Source organism: Nonomuraea sp. NPDC049625 (assembly GCF_040675285.1).
GTDB lineage: Bacteria > Actinomycetota > Actinomycetes > Streptosporangiales > Streptosporangiaceae > Nonomuraea > Nonomuraea angiospora_A.
Genome location: NZ_JBFAOQ010000005.1, coordinates 639,584 through 653,596, shown reverse-complemented (window position 1 = coordinate 653,596; position 14,013 = coordinate 639,584). Strand labels below are relative to the sequence as shown.

Annotated in this window: 11 protein-coding genes; 3 read left to right on the top strand and 8 right to left on the bottom strand. The window is 71.8% G+C overall.

The window, feature by feature from the left end:
• Positions 1-21: 21 nt before the first annotated feature.
• From AB0J87_RS25570 to AB0J87_RS25560, 3 genes are all read right to left on the bottom strand, one after another.
• On the bottom strand, positions 22-1,143 hold the full coding sequence (locus AB0J87_RS25570) for an MBL fold metallo-hydrolase (protein WP_363968928.1): 1,122 nt from the start codon (positions 1,141-1,143) through the stop codon (positions 22-24).
• A gap of 162 nt (positions 1,144-1,305) precedes the next feature.
• On the bottom strand, positions 1,306-2,040 hold the full coding sequence (locus AB0J87_RS25565; RefSeq protein ID WP_363968926.1) for a DUF3152 domain-containing protein: 735 nt from the start codon (positions 2,038-2,040) through the stop codon (positions 1,306-1,308).
• 62 nt (positions 2,041-2,102) lie between these two features.
• On the bottom strand, positions 2,103-3,341 hold the full coding sequence (locus AB0J87_RS25560) for an FAD-dependent oxidoreductase (protein ID WP_363968924.1): 1,239 nt from the start codon (positions 3,339-3,341) through the stop codon (positions 2,103-2,105).
• 149 nt (positions 3,342-3,490) lie between these two features.
• Between AB0J87_RS25560 and AB0J87_RS25555 the strand changes: the two genes are divergently transcribed.
• Complete coding sequence (locus tag AB0J87_RS25555; RefSeq protein ID WP_363968922.1) at positions 3,491-4,387, top strand: hypothetical protein; 897 nt, start codon at positions 3,491-3,493, stop codon at positions 4,385-4,387.
• A 58-nt stretch (positions 4,388-4,445) separates the two neighbouring features.
• Here AB0J87_RS25555 and AB0J87_RS25550 read toward each other — a convergent pair whose 3' ends face one another.
• Positions 4,446-5,444, bottom strand: coding sequence for an AraC family transcriptional regulator ligand-binding domain-containing protein (locus AB0J87_RS25550; RefSeq protein WP_363968920.1), 999 nt, complete (start codon positions 5,442-5,444; stop codon positions 4,446-4,448).
• A 251-nt stretch (positions 5,445-5,695) separates the two neighbouring features.
• Between AB0J87_RS25550 and AB0J87_RS25545 the strand changes: the two genes are divergently transcribed.
• Positions 5,696-6,529, top strand: coding sequence for an oxidoreductase (locus AB0J87_RS25545; protein ID WP_363968918.1), 834 nt, complete (start codon positions 5,696-5,698; stop codon positions 6,527-6,529).
• A 33-nt stretch (positions 6,530-6,562) separates the two neighbouring features.
• On the opposite strand, the gene AB0J87_RS25540 is transcribed toward AB0J87_RS25545, so the two are convergent.
• Positions 6,563-7,345 (bottom strand): MerR family transcriptional regulator, encoded by a 783-nt coding sequence (locus tag AB0J87_RS25540; RefSeq protein WP_363968916.1) that lies wholly within the window; start codon positions 7,343-7,345, stop codon positions 6,563-6,565.
• 113 nt (positions 7,346-7,458) lie between these two features.
• On the bottom strand, positions 7,459-9,009 hold the full coding sequence (locus AB0J87_RS25535; RefSeq protein WP_363968914.1) for a serine hydrolase domain-containing protein: 1,551 nt from the start codon (positions 9,007-9,009) through the stop codon (positions 7,459-7,461).
• Positions 9,010-9,330: 321 nt separating this feature from the next.
• On the opposite strand from AB0J87_RS25535, the gene AB0J87_RS25530 reads away from it, so the two are divergent.
• Positions 9,331-10,314 (top strand): alpha/beta hydrolase, encoded by a 984-nt coding sequence (locus AB0J87_RS25530; protein WP_363968912.1) that lies wholly within the window; start codon positions 9,331-9,333, stop codon positions 10,312-10,314.
• Positions 10,315-10,418: 104 nt separating this feature from the next.
• Here the strand turns inward: AB0J87_RS25530 and AB0J87_RS25525 are convergent, their stop codons facing one another.
• Together AB0J87_RS25525 and AB0J87_RS25520 are read right to left on the bottom strand one after the other, a co-directional pair.
• On the bottom strand, positions 10,419-11,885 hold the full coding sequence (locus AB0J87_RS25525) for an alpha-N-arabinofuranosidase (protein ID WP_363968910.1): 1,467 nt from the start codon (positions 11,883-11,885) through the stop codon (positions 10,419-10,421).
• Positions 11,886-11,888: 3 nt separating this feature from the next.
• Positions 11,889-14,012 carry a family 43 glycosylhydrolase gene (locus AB0J87_RS25520; RefSeq protein ID WP_363968908.1) on the bottom strand — a complete coding sequence of 708 codons (2,124 nt, stop codon included), beginning with the start codon at positions 14,010-14,012 and terminating at the stop codon, positions 11,889-11,891.
• Position 14,013: the final 1 nt, after the last annotated feature.

Here is a 14,013-nt window from a genome sequence, read left to right as displayed (position 1 = left end):
GCGCCGCCGACGGGCAGGGGCTCAGCCGAGGATCTCCCACCAGCCCTCCACCACCTGGGCGGCGGAGGTGTCGACGGCCTCGCCGGGCCGGGGGACGGCGATCTTGACGTCGCGTGCCTTGGACTCGCGCCACAGCCGTTCCACCGGCTCGGACCACGGGTGCAGGGCCAGCGTGAAGGTCGCCCAGTGGACGGGGAGCAGCAGCGAGCCGCCGAGGTCGAGGTGGGCGTTGACGGCCTCCTCCGGGTTCATGTGGATGTCGGGCCAGGCGGGGCTGTAGGCGCCGATCGGCATCAGCGTCAGGTCGAACGGCCCGTGCGCCGACCCGATGCCCCGGTAGCCCTCGAAGTATCCGGAGTCGCCCGCGTAGAAGACCCGCTTGTTCGCCCCGGCCACCACCCAGGAACCCCACAACGTGTCATTACGGGTGAAGGCCCGGCCGGAGAAGTGCCGGGCCGCCGTGGCGACGAAGCGCAGCCCCGCCACCTCGGCCTCCTCCTCCCAGTCGAGCTCGATGATCCGGAACGCCGGCACGCCCCACCGCTCCAGGTGCGCCCCGATGCCCAGCGGCACCAGGAACGGGGCCTTCTGCGTCCTGAGCAGCGTGCGCACGGTCGCCAGGTCGAGGTGGTCGTAGTGGTCGTGCGAGATCGCGATGGCGTCGACCATCGGCAGCTCGCCGAGCTCGACGGGCACCGGGTGGTGCCGCTTGGGGCCGACGAACTGCGACGGCGAGGGCCGGTTGCTCCACACCGGGTCGAACAGCACCCGCTTGCCCTCGATCTCCACCAGCGTCGAGGCGTGGCCGTACCAGATCGCGCGCACGCCGTCGGCCGGCGGCGGGCCGGACGGCGGGACGCGCAGCGGGATGGGGCCCGCGGGGCGGCGCTGCTCCTTGTTCTTGGCCAGCTCGCCGAGCAGGCCGGCGGGCGGGGCCGTCATCATGTTGGTCGGCTCCGGCATCGGGTTGAAGAACGTGCCGTCCCTGAACTGCCGCGAGCGGCGCATCCGCGCCGCCCGGTCCGGCCCCGACGTCAGAGGCCGTACGCCCAGCTCGGCGGGGACATCGCGCAACGCCCAGCCCGCAGCCGCCAGGGCCACGCCGCCCGCGAGGACCCGCCGTGCCGTACGCATTCCTGCCATCAGCCACACTCCCCTGGAAAGTCTGTGCATCCCGCTCAACCGAGCGGGATTCCCCGGTGTTCCCGTCCTACGATATATCGCGATAGGTCAGGTTGCTTCGATCGTTTCGCCGACGCTCCCCAGCGTGCGGCGACCTCATCGACCGGAAGAACCTACCGGTCGTCATCCTCGCGCCTCGCGGCAGCCCCTGCCGTCACCGGGCGGGGTGTCGCCGCACCCGGGTTCACGGCCCCGGTCGGGGAAGGGCCACGGGTTGGGGCGGCAGCGGTCCAGCGACTTCGACTGCTGGGTCATGACGGGGGCGAGGCGGCCGGGCCCGGGACAGGGCTCGTGGCCGTGCCCCAGGCTGTGCCCGACCTCGTGGCTGATCAGGTAGGCCCGGTACGCGGTCAGGTCGCCGCGGTACTGCGGGACGCCCTTCGCCCAGCGCAGGGCGTTGATGACCGAGCGGGTGCCGTTCCAGCAGGACAACTCGCCCCCCGTGCGCAGGGGCTCGCACTGGAGGGTCGTGAGCAAGGGACTCGACAGGGCGACGCGGACCTGCACCGGGCCGTGGTCGACGCGTTCGAAGCGCGCCCAGCCGCGTACGTCGTTGAGCACCCGATGCACGTCGGCGGCGAACGCGGCCGGCTCGAACGGCAGGCCGGACTCCACCTCCACCAGGTACCGCACCACCTCCCCGGCCCCCGGCCGGGCCGGCGCGCCGCCGGGCACGACCGCGTACCGGCCCGAGGCGGCGTACGGGACCCACACCTCCTTGGCGGGCGGCCGCTTCCTCGGGGTCGGGGAAGGACGGCTCGGTGGGGGCGAGGGCACGGGCGCAGGTAGGGGGGCGGGCGGCGCGGAGGCGCAGGAGGTCACCAGCAGGAGCAACATCCAGAGAGCGAGCAGCGGCAACGCGGCCTCCCCACGGCGTCACGGTGGGGAGGAATCTGATGTTACGTGAGTGCTTGCTGTGATTATCCGACGGCGGGCGCGTACGGCGTGATGTCGATCGGCGGCTCCTCGCCGAGCGCGAGCGCGGCCGCGATCTCGCCGGTGAACGGGCCCGCCGTCAGCCCGTACGCGCTCAGGCCCGTCGCCACCACCACGCGCCCGGTCAGCGGCCCGATGAGGGGGGAGCCGGGGGCGTACACGGGACGCAGGCCGACCCTGGTCTCCGCGACGGTCGCGTTGAACAGCCCGGGCGCCACCCGCAGCCCCGCCTGGATCACCTCGTCCAGCCCGCCCAGCGTGACCCGCGGGGCGAACCCCACGTCCTCCACGGTCGCCCCGATCACGACGCGGGAGTCGGGGAAACCCAGCAGGTACGGTCCGACCCTCGGCAGCACGATCGGCCACCACGCGGTGTCCACGCCCTCCAGCGTCACGTGCATGATCTGCCCCCGCCGGGGGAACACCGGCAGCTCCACGCCCAAGGGCCGGCACACCTCGCCCGTCCAGGCCCCGGCGGCCACGATCACCATGTCGGCGTCGAGCGGCTCGCCCTCGCCGGCGAACCGGCGCGCCCCCGTCGGCACGGGAGGCTCGGCCGCCCGCGCGGTGGGCGCGCCCTGCCGCCAGGACCCGCCCTGATCGAGGGGCTCGTCGGGCACGCCCGCGGCCGCGTGGGCCGGGATCCACGGCTCGCCCTCGGCGTGTGCCTCGCCGGCCGGGGCGTGCACGAACACCTCACCGCCCGGGGTGAGCCGCGCGGCGCCCACGCGTACCTCCGCCCCCTGCGCCACGGCGGCGCGCAGGAGCTCGTCGCGGACCGAGCAGCCGTCCACGCGCGCCGCGCCCGGCACGAGGATGGCGCTCAGGTCGTCGGACAGCGGCGGGAACAGCTCGGACGGGGTCGCCACGTCGACGACGTCGCCCATCTCGGGCGCGCCGGCGTGCCGGCGGCGCAGCAGCGCGCGTACCGGCTCCAGATCGACCGGATCGGCGGCGACCAGCAGCGCGCCCACCTTGGCGTAGCCGATGTCCTCGCCCAGCGCCTCCACCAGCCCCGGGTAGCGGCGGGTGCCCTCGCGGGTCAGCTGATACCAGTCGTCGTCCTCCGGGTGGTCCACCCACGGGCACACGATGCCGGCCCCCGCCTGGGTGGCCTCGCCCGGATATCCGCCGTCCACCACGGTCACCGCGGCGCCCCGCCGGCTCAGGTAGTAGGCCGCACCGGCCCCGACGATGCCGCTCCCGATCACCACAACACGCATGCGTCCCATGATCCCAGTCCGCCTGGCCTCGGCTGATACGGGGATCGCCCCCTTACCTACCGCATACCCCCGCGCGGGCCTCTCAGTGCTCGGGCATGTCGCTCGGGGCGGGGGCTGGCGCGGGGGGCCCGGACGGTTATGGTCAGCGCATGGATGTCGCCGTCACGAGGATCGACCTGCCGTGGCCCGCCCGGGTCGCCGCGTCGGACGGGACCACGGTCTGGTGCTCGGCGGCCGGCCGGATGCGGGTCTACACCGCCTCCGGCACACCGCTGGACGGCGGCGAGTCGGTGCGGCTGCCGGAGCTGAGCTCCCTGGCGGCGGTCCCGGCGACCGTGCCGCGCACGGCGGGCCTGCCGGGCACGTTGCCCGAGACCGTGGTCGTGCCCAGGACGTTCGCTGGGCCGCCCCACCTGGGCTCGTTATCCGAAAGCCCGCTGCGGGGAACGCTGGCGGGGACCGCGGAGGGCCGGGTCCACTGGCTCGATCCCACCGGCGCCCCGCTCGCCGACGCGTCCTTCGACGGCCGCGTGCTGGCGGGCGGCGGCGAGATCTGGGCCGTCGGCGCGGAGCGGGCACGCAGGCTGACCGCGCCCGGCGACTTCGGCGAGCCGGTGGAGTTACCCGGCCTGGACCAGTGCGCGGTCGAGGGCGAGCGGCTGTGGTGGACGTCGAAGCGGGACACCTGGCTGCGCGGCGGCCCGCGGGAGGTGGACCTCTGGACCCGCGAGCGCGGCGGCATGACCGTCTGCGCGGGTTCCCTGTGGATCAGCGTGGCGGGCGGCCTGGAGCGGGTGTCCGCCTGGTCGGGGGAGCAGCGCCGGTTCGTGAAGGTGCCGAAGGGGCCGGTGCCGTTCCTGGTCTGCGCGAACGGGGTGCTGGCGGGCGGGGAACGCGACCTGTTCGTGCTGGACCCGGCCGTGGGGCCCGCCCTCCGCGTGGTCCGGCTGGGGCTGAAGGCCCGCCTGGCCTTGGTGGTCGCGGCCGGCAAGCACATCTGGGCCTTCCCCGCCGGCCGTCCCCAGGCGCTGATCGTGCCGTTGTGAGCGGCCGGTGCCTCCGTAGCCGAACTCATGCCTCCTGGCCGGGCGGCACCGGATCCGGTCAGGCGCCGGTGGCGGCGGTGGCTCGGAGGGTGTCCGGGGTTGTCCCGGTCCAGGTGCGGAACGCCCGGTAGAAGGAGTTGGAGTCGTCATAGCCCAGGAGGTAGGCGATTTCGGCGGTGCGCATCGCGCTGTGGCTCAGATAGTGGCGGGCGAGGTCCTCGCGAGTGCTGGCGAGGACTTCTTGGAAGGTGGTGCCCTCGAGTTGCAGCTGTCGCTGCAGCGTGCGCGCGCTGACGGCGAGATGGCGGGTGACCTCGGTCATGGAGGCGCCGCCGGCCGGCAGCGTCTCGTGCAGGGCCGCGCGCACGCGGTCGGCGACGCTGGCCGCGGCCTGCAGGTCGGAAAGGCGTCTGCGCAGTTCGGGTGCGAAGAAGCGCCACATCTGCTCGTTCTCGGTCAGGAACGGGCGGTGCGCCTCGTGGCGGTCGAAGGTGATGGCGTGGGCGGGCCCGGTGCGTACGCGTACCCCGAAGAAGCCCTCGAGTGCGAGGCGGTCTGCGGGTGGTTGCGGGACGCTGACGTCAACCGGCCGTACGTGGTGGCGGGTCGCGATCCGGGCCAGGGCGGCCCAGAACACCAGCTCGGCCGTGGCCAGCAGCTGCGGCGGGGTCATGCCCGCGGGCCAGTGGCAGGTGATCGTCAACCCGTCGCCGCCCTGGTCGAGCTCCAGCCGCATGGGGCCGATCAGCGGCTTGTACGTCGCGATGCGTTGCGCGGCGGTCGCGAGGTCGGCGCTGCACAGAGCGGCGAAGATGGGCGGGTTGAACATCTCGACCGAGATCGACCGGCCGATCGCGACAGCGAGATCGCGATCGCCGCCCTCGGCGTCGAGCGCCTCCCAGAACCGGAAGTACTCCTCGGGCGCGAGGGCGATCGGCCCGCGGCCGAACAGGTCGGTCGGCAGTTGGGCGCGGCGCAGCACGCGCGTCGGCGATACGCCGAGATCGTTCAGCAGCGCCTTGATGCTCGGGTCGAGGGTGAATCGCCGGCCGCTCATCGGTCCAGCCTAGAGGCCGCGAGCTCCGATGGTACTTACGGATCACGCCACCGTGCTTGCCGATCACGTCACGGTGTGCAGTGGCGCCAGATGCAAGTGGATCGGCGCGGTGTGCTAGTCGATGAGCCCGGATGGGCTCCTAGCGTTGGTGGCGAAGGTCGAGATCCCCTCGGAAGGCCGGCGGGAGCGGCACGACGGGTGCGCCCGCGCGCCGACGACAACCGAGCTCCGACACGTTAGAAGGAACCACCATGGCAACCAAGGTCGCACTGGTCACCGGCGCCTCCTCCGGCATCGGCGAGGCCACCGCGCTCAAGCTCCACGAGGCCGGCTACACCGTCTACGGCGCAGCGCGGCGGGTGCAGCGCATGCAACACCTCGCCGAGTCGGGCATCCGCCTGCTCGCGATGGACGTGACCGTCGACTCCTCCATGCAGGACGGGGTCGAGAAGATCATCGCGGCGACCGGCCGGATCGACGTGCTGGTCAACAACGCCGGCTACGGCTCCTATGGCGCGCTCGAGGACGTGCCCATGGACGAGGCCCGCGACCAGTTCGAGGTCAACGTCTTCGGCGCCGCGCGCCTGACCCAGCTGGTGCTGCCGCACATGCGCGCGCAGCGGTCGGGCACGATCGTGAACATCACCTCCATGGGAGGCAAGATCTACACCTCCCTCGGCGCGTGGTACCACGCCACCAAGTTCGCGCTCGAGGCGATCAGCGACTGCCTGCGCATGGAGGTCAAGCCCTTCGGGATCGACGTCGTGGTGGTCGAGCCGGGCGGCGTCAAGTCCGAGTGGGGCGGCATCGCCGCGCAGAAGGTCCGCGCCGTCTCCGGCACCGGCCCTTACGCGCCGCAGGGCAACGCCGTGGCCGATTCGCTCAGCTCCGAGGCCAACGAGGGCCGCCTCTCGGCACCCGAGCTGATCGCCAAGACGATCGTGAAGGCCGTCAAGGCGCGCCGTCCCAGGACGCGGTACGCGGTCGGCTTCGCCGCCAAGCCGATGATCTTCCTGCACGGTGTGCTGCCCAACCGCACGTTCGACGCGTTCATGCGCCGGGTCACCGGCGTGCCCGCGTCCTGAGGCACGGCGGACGACGTTTGCGGCACGGCGCGGTCAGTGGGTGCCTGGTCTGGGGATATGGATGCCCGCGGCGCGGAGCTTGGCCTCGACGAGCGCGACTCCCCGGGCCGCAGCCGATCCCTGCCCTTCGCCGTGGAGAGCGATCAGCTTGTACCGGGTCGCGGCGTCGGTGCGGGCTTGCAGGCCGGTCACGATCTTCAGGTGTGCGGGGTTGGCGAGGAAGTGGTCGGCCATGGCGGTGGCGAGCTCGGCGATGCGCGGGTCGTCCGGTTCCCAGGCCGCGGCTTCGGCGCCGCGCTTGATCAAGGCGATGAACCGGGTGTCGTCGAGGGCGTGCTCCACATGGGTGAGGTAGTCGTCGAAGCCCTCGGGGACCAGGGCCCTGGCCAGTACCCAGCCCTCCCTGGTGGCCGCCACCTCCTCCGCGGGGAAGCCGAGGCCGGACAGCCGCTCCAGCAGCGCCACGGCACGGTCGGGCAGCAGGGCCCGGTCTCCGTCGGCGAGCCGGCGCAGCGTGTCACGGCGCGCGATCAGCTCCTCGATCCGTTCGGTGAGCTGCCGCTCGACGTCGGCGAGCGCGGCGGCGAACAGCGCGGGGTCGGCGTCGAGCATCGGCGCGATCTCGGCCAGCGGCACTCCGGCGCCGGCCAGCGTCCGGACCTGCACCAGCCGCAACAGCTCGGCCGATCCGTACCTGCGGTAGCCGGAGCTGTCGCGTTCCGGCTCCTTCACCAGGCCGAGCTTGTGGTAGTGCCGCACCGTCTTCACCGTGACGCCGACGAACGCCGCCGCCTGCCCGATCGTGACTCCGTTCATCTGCGCAATCCTGCCTTGCGCTCGAGCTCGGCGACCAAGCAGGCCACGGCCGAGCATGTGGACGGGCCACGCCGAGCTCGTCGAGCTCGGCGTGGCCCCTTGAGGCGTACGGGTCACAGGTGCTCAGCTCGTCGGCCGAACACCTCGTTGAGGAGCCTCTGCTGGGCCTTCTGGAACGCCGCCGCGATGGACAAGCCGGCGTCGTCCACGCAGCTCAGTGCGGCGGTCAGGGTCTTGCTGCCGTCGGGGGCGCTGTACATCAGCGCCGCGTGGCCCACGGCGGCGCCGTTGTGGGAGATGACCGTGCCGCCGTCGTCCGTGGTCACCACGAACACTCCCAGGCCGTAGTCCATGTTCGGGATGCCCGTCGGGTGCGGGGTGCACATCTCGGCCAGCAGCGGGGCCGGCAGGAGCTTGCCGCCCAGCAGCGCGGAGACGAACGTGTGCAGGTCCTGGGTGGTCGAGATCATGTCACCGCCGGTGGAGATCCAGGAGGGGTTCTGGCGGGTGATGTCGATCGTCTGCTGCTCGCCGGCGTCCTCGTACCGGTAGTAGGCGTGCGCGTGCGGCTCGGGGATCTCCGGCGAGGCGTCCGGCACCACGGTGCCCGACAGGTTGAGCGGCCCCAGGATCCGCCGCCGCATCTCCTCGGCCAGCGAGCGGCCGGTGACCTTCTCGATCAGCAGCCTCGCCAGCACGTAGTTGGTGTTGGAATAGCTCCAGCCCGTCCCCGGCTCGAACCGCGCCGGCTTGGACAACGCCAGCTCCAGCAACTCCTGCGGCCGGTAGGTCTTGAGCCGGTTGTCCACCCACTCCTTGCCCGTGGTGCCGTAGGGGATGGGGATCCCCGGCACGACCGTCCCGTCGTCGTAGACCTCGCCGCTGAAGTTGAACAGCCCGCTGGTGTGCTGCAGCAGCATCCGCACCGTGATCCGCCGGTCCAGCCCGAACTCGGGCAGGTAGTCGGCCGCCGGGATGTCGAGCCCGAGCCTGCCCTCGGCCACCAGTTGCAGCACCAGGGTCGCGGTGAAGGTCTTGGTGTTGCTGCCGATCCGGACATGCCCGTCGATCGGCGGCTTGGCGGTCCCGCCCAGCGCGCGTGCCCCGGCGCTGCCGGCCCACTCGCCGCGCTCATCGTGCACGCGCAGCGACACCCCGACGAATCCGGATTCGACGATCTCCTCGATCGCCTTCCGCAGCTCCGGGCGATCCTGCCCGGCCGCGGCTTCCTGCACGGCCCCGCTGTCCGCGGTGGCTGCCCCGGCGGCGTCGAGGGCTTCGGTGATCTTGCGGGCCATCGCGGCCGTGGCAGGGCTCGGCCGACCCTGGTGCGTCTGGGCGGTCTCGACAGCGACGAGGACGGTGCCACGGAAGTTGCCGGCCTCGGCCGGATCTTGCTGCTTCAGGAGGTTCATGGCCGCCGTCAGGGCCGGCAGCACGCGGTCGGCGATCTCGGCCACGGACCTGCCGGCCAGGTCCGTGCCCTCAGGGTAGTCGGCGAGCACATGCCCGATCAGGCCGGTGGCCGAGCCCAGCGCGATGCTGCCGGAGGTGGCGATCTTGTGGGGCTTGCCGGCGGCGCCGGCCGCGGCCATCAACGCCACGGCGCCGTACGCGGCGATCCGCAGGGTGCTCTTGTCCTGGTCGGAAAGGGTGATCGTCATGGTGGTTTGTCCTTTGAATCTGTTATGTCGGCGTCGCGCCGCTGCGCCGAGCTTCCACCCTGACCCAAGGTCAACCTCAACCGTGATCTGGCTCACAGCTACTGTGCGAGCTTGAAGCTTCGGGAGCGCGGCGCCGTCCCCGCCGGGTGGCAGTCGCATCGCGCACGGTGGGCGGGTCGCATCGTGGAAGTTGCTGATCCGGCAACAGGATTCAGGCGACTGACCAGGTCGGCGGGATGATCGGTGGTAGCGCCCGCGGAGCAAAAGGGGACGCGGAGCGGGTGCCGCCGGCAGAAGCGGCACGCCATCTGGAGGAGACCCATGTCGCAACATGTCGCAGAGATCACGCATCGTTCGGTGCCCGTGCCGGGCGGCCGGATTCATGTCGCGGAGCAGGGGAGCGGACCCCTGGTGCTGCTCGTCCACGGCTTCCCCGAGTCCTGGTACTCCTGGCGCCGTCAGCTCCCGGCGCTCGCGCAGGCCGGTTACCGGGCGGTCGCGCTCGACGTCCGCGGCTACGGCCGATCCTCCAAGCCGGCCACGGAGGACGGCTACCGGATGCTCGCTCTGGTGGAGGACAACATCGCGCTGGTGCGCGCCCTGGGCGAGGAGTCCGCAGTGATCATCGGCCACGACTGGGGCTCGAACATCGCGGCCACGTCCGCCCTGCTGCACCCCGAGGTCTTCCGCGCGGTGGGGCTGCTGAGTGTGCCCTACGCGCCACCCGGCGGCCCCCGCCCCACCGGCATCTTCGCTCAGCTGGGCGGTGACCAGGAGTTCTACGTCTCCTATTTCCAGGAGCCCGGCCGCGCCGAGGCCGAGATGGAACCCGACGTGCGGGGCTGGCTCGCGGGCTTTTACGCGGCGCTGTCGGCCGAGACCATGCCCGGCCCCGATGCCCCCGACCCGCACTTCGTCAGCCCCGGCGCAACGCTACGCGACCGGTTCCCCAGTGGCCGGTTGCCTTCCTGGCTCACCGAGGACGACCTGGAGGTGTACGCCGGGGAGTTCGAACGCACCGGCATGACCGGCGCGCTCAACCGCTACCGCAACATGGACCGCGACTGGAAGGACCTCGCCGACTTCAACGGCGCCCCCATCAAGCAGCCCTCCTTGTTCATCGGCGGCAGCCTGGACGCCTCCACGACCTGGATGGCCGACGCGATCAACGCCTACCCGGCCACCCTTCCCGGGCTGGTCTCCTCCCACCTCCTGGACGGCTGCGGCCACTGGATCCAGCAGGAACGTCCCGAGGAGGTCAACCTTCTCCTGACCGAATGGCTTACGGCCCTGCCCATCGCATGAAGGCCCTTCTGCCGCGTCCGCCCAGGCTCCCTGGCGCTCAAGGCCGTCGGATTGCCGATGCCCGGCTCGCCGGTGATCAGCAGCGAGCCGGGCAGGTCTCCCGTCTACACGTCACTCTCCGCGAGAATCATCGTCCACGAGGCGGCGGGCAGCCGCGCCGTCAGCCGGTCACCGTCAGCCTGCACGGTCAGCGGTTGCGGAAGGGCCTCCACCCGGTGCGGGTCGTCCCCGGCGGCGATCACCGAGGCCGACACCGGCCTGACCGCCGCCGGGAGCCGGGCGGTGAGGTCGAGGTCCTGGTCGGGCGACCGGTTGACGGCGAACAGCGCCACCCGGGACCCGTCGACGGTGGCCACCGCCGACAGCGCGGGCGCCTCGCCGTACCGTTCGGTCTCCAGGAGCGGCCCGGACGGCTCCACCCGCAGCACGGTGCCGCGCGCGTGCCGGGCCGTCAGCGCGAACGGGTGGAAGATCGTCTGACGCCAGGCCGGGCCGCCGGGCTCGGTCCTGATCGGCGCGATGATGTTGGCGAGCTGCGCCTGGCAGGCGATGCTCACCCGGTCGGCGTGCCGCAGCAGCGTGATCAGGAAGTCCCCCACCACCACGGCGTCGGCGGCGGTGAAGGTGTCCTCGATCAGCTCCGGCGCCTCCTGGAACGGCGAGCGCTCGCGCCCGGCGAACCGGCTCTGGTACCAGACGTTCCACTCGTCGAAGGACAGGTTGATCTTCTTCTTGCGCCGGAGCTTCGCCCCGATGTGGTCGGCCGTGGCCACGATGGCCGAGATGTAGCGGTCCATGTCCACGGCGCTGCAGAGGAAGCCGGGCAGGTCGCCGTTCTCCTCGTAGTAGTTGTGCAGCGACAGGTAGTCGACCGCGTCGTAGGCGTGTTCGAGCACGGTGGCCTCCCACGCGCCGAACGTCGGCATCCCGCTGTTGGAGCTGCCGCACAGCACCAGCTCGATGTCGGGGTCGACGAGCCGCATGGCCTTGGCGGTCTCGTTCGCGAGCCGTCCGTACTCGTGCGCGGTCTTGTGGCCGATCTGCCAGGGTCCGTCCATCTCGTTGCCGAGACACCAGAGCTTGATCCCGTACGGGTCGGTCACTCCGTGTTTGACCCGCAGGTCCGACCATCGCGTACCCGAGGGGTGGTTGGCGTATTCGAGCAGGTCACAGGCCTCCTGGATGCCCCGGGTGCCGAGGTTGACGGCCATCATCGGCTCCACCCCGGCGGCCCGGGTCCAGGTCATGAACTCGTTGAGCCCGAACGCGTTCGTCTCGATCTGCCGCCAGGCCAGGTCCAGCCGGGAGGGCCGGTCGGGGCCGACGCCGTCCTCCCAGCGGTAGCCGGAGACGAAGTTGCCTCCCGGGTAGCGGACCACGCTCACGCCCATCTCGCGGGTCAGCTCCAGCACGTCGGTGCGGAAGCCGTTGTCGTCCGCCGCCGGGTGGCCCGGTTCGTAGATGCCGGTGTAGACGCACCGGCCCATGTGCTCGACGAACGAGCCGAACAGGCGCCGGTTGACGGGCGCGATGCGGAAAGAGGGGTCAAGGGTCAGGTGTGCTTGTGGCACAGGTCAGGCTCCTCGGTAGACGCGTACGTAGTCGAAGTCGGCGTTGACGGCCGGCTGGGCCCCGCCGTGGGCGACCAGGCCGATGCGCACGGCCGTGTCCTTGGGGAAGGTCCAGACGCCGCCCCAGGTCCAGGTCTTGCCGTCGCGGCTGGATCCGGCGCGGAACTCGTGCTCCCCGTTGGCCGGGTCCACGTGGTGCGCCAGCCGCAGCCAGGTGGTCTTCGCGGGCGGGCCGACGATGTTGCCGCCGTAGGACAGGCGGCCGGCGAAGGTCAGCTCGCGGCCGTACTCGACCTGGCGGGTGTTCCAGATGGCGACCTGGGACAGGCGGGCGAAGTCGTCGTCGGAGGCGTAGGCGACCAGCCCGGCCTGCTGGTAGTTGCGTACGGCGTCCTCGCCCAGGTCGAGCGTGACCTTGGTCTCCACGACGTAGTCGCCCTTGGGGGCCTCGCGCAGCAGCACCGACGCCTTGTTGCCGGTCCCGACCAGGTCGGCGCTCTGGACGGGCCAGCGCAGCACGCCCTCCTCGTTCTTGGCCGCGGCGTCCTGCCTGACCCAGGTCCAGCGGGAGTCGAGCGGCCCGTCGAACTCGTCGGCGTCCAGCAGCCTGCCCGTGCGCGGCGTCGGCGCGGCCTTGGTGACGGCCTTGAACAGCGGGGCGGCGGAGACGTTGTCGAAGTCGGCGCCCCCGTCGGAGACCAGCCCGATCGGGCCGTTCGCGCTGCCCGTGACGGTGACGCTCGCCTGCGGGTCACGGAGCCGGGCCTCGGTCACCTCGGCGGTGATCGTCCGTCCCTTGACGGTGACGGCCAGGTTGTGCCAGGTCGCGGCCCCTCCGGGCAGCGCCACCGTACGGGACGCGCCGCCAGAGGTGAGCGTCAACCCGTCGGGCGAAACGACCGCGGTCGTGCCGCCGATGCGGATCCCGGCGGACTTGTCCGTCTTGAGGTCGGTCTCGACGCGGACGTCCCCGCCGAGCGACTTGCGGCTGATGAGCGTGCCCTGGCCACGGACAGATCCATCCTGTACGGTCCAGCCGGTCGTGTTCCGCCAGCCCGACAGATCGCCCGCGAACCGATCGTCCACGACCCCGCGGGTCACCGGCGTCTCCCGCGACTGCTCGGAAGGCCCGGCCCCCGCACGCACGGCCGGCCAGCCGTCGACCCAGTCCAGCCGGTCCAGCAGCATGGGCCGCTCGTTGATCCCGTACGGCTCGTCCAGGAACGGGTCGCTTCGATCGATGGCGTGGTAGAGCATCCAGTCCTGACCGGAAAGGTCGGTGAGCTGGGCGTGGTGGCCGGTGCCGATGAAGCGGTTGCCGTTCTGGTCCAGGACAGGGGTGCCACCGGCGCGTGAGGCCAGCAGCGGCACGCCCTCACGGTCGACGAACGGCCCGCGCGGGCTGGTCGAGCGCCCGGCCAGCACCGAGTAGCCGGTGGTCGGCCCGGCGCAGCAGTTCGCCGAGGAGCCGAGCAGGTAGTAGTAGCCGTCGTGGCGCACCACGTACGCGCCCTCGAACTTGTTGTCGATCGCGACCTGCTGCGGCTGCCCGGTGGCGCGCAGCCCGTCGGCGGACAGCTCGGTCACCCACAGGCCGCCGAAGAACCCGCCGAAGTACAGGTACTTGCGCCCGTCCACGTCGGTGAACTGCGAGGGGTCGATCGTGTTCCAGTACGAGTTGCCCGAGGGACGCGGGGCGACGACCGGGGCGTCGATGTGCGTCCACGGCCCGGTCGGCGTGGGGGCCGTGGCGGCGCCGATCGAGTAGTCCCAGTTGGCGGGCGTGGTGGCGGTGTCGGTGACGGTGAAGTACATGACGTACCGGCCGTCGAGGTAACGGATGTCCGGCGCCCAGAACAGGCTGCCCGGCGCCGCGTACGACGGCAGGTTGTCCGGCCCGAACGCGTCGCCCACGTAGGTCCAGTTGACCAGGTCACCGGAGCGGGCGATCGGCAGCCTGTGCAGGACCTTCTCGCCTTCGCGCAGCGGGTCCGACGTGCCGTAGGAGTACCAGTAGCCGTCCTGCCCGCGGATCACCGACGGGTCGGCGAACGTGTCGGAGAACGAGCCGGACACCGGATTGGTGAAGAGGGAGAGGATCAGTGTGGCGATGACAGCCAAGTGCATG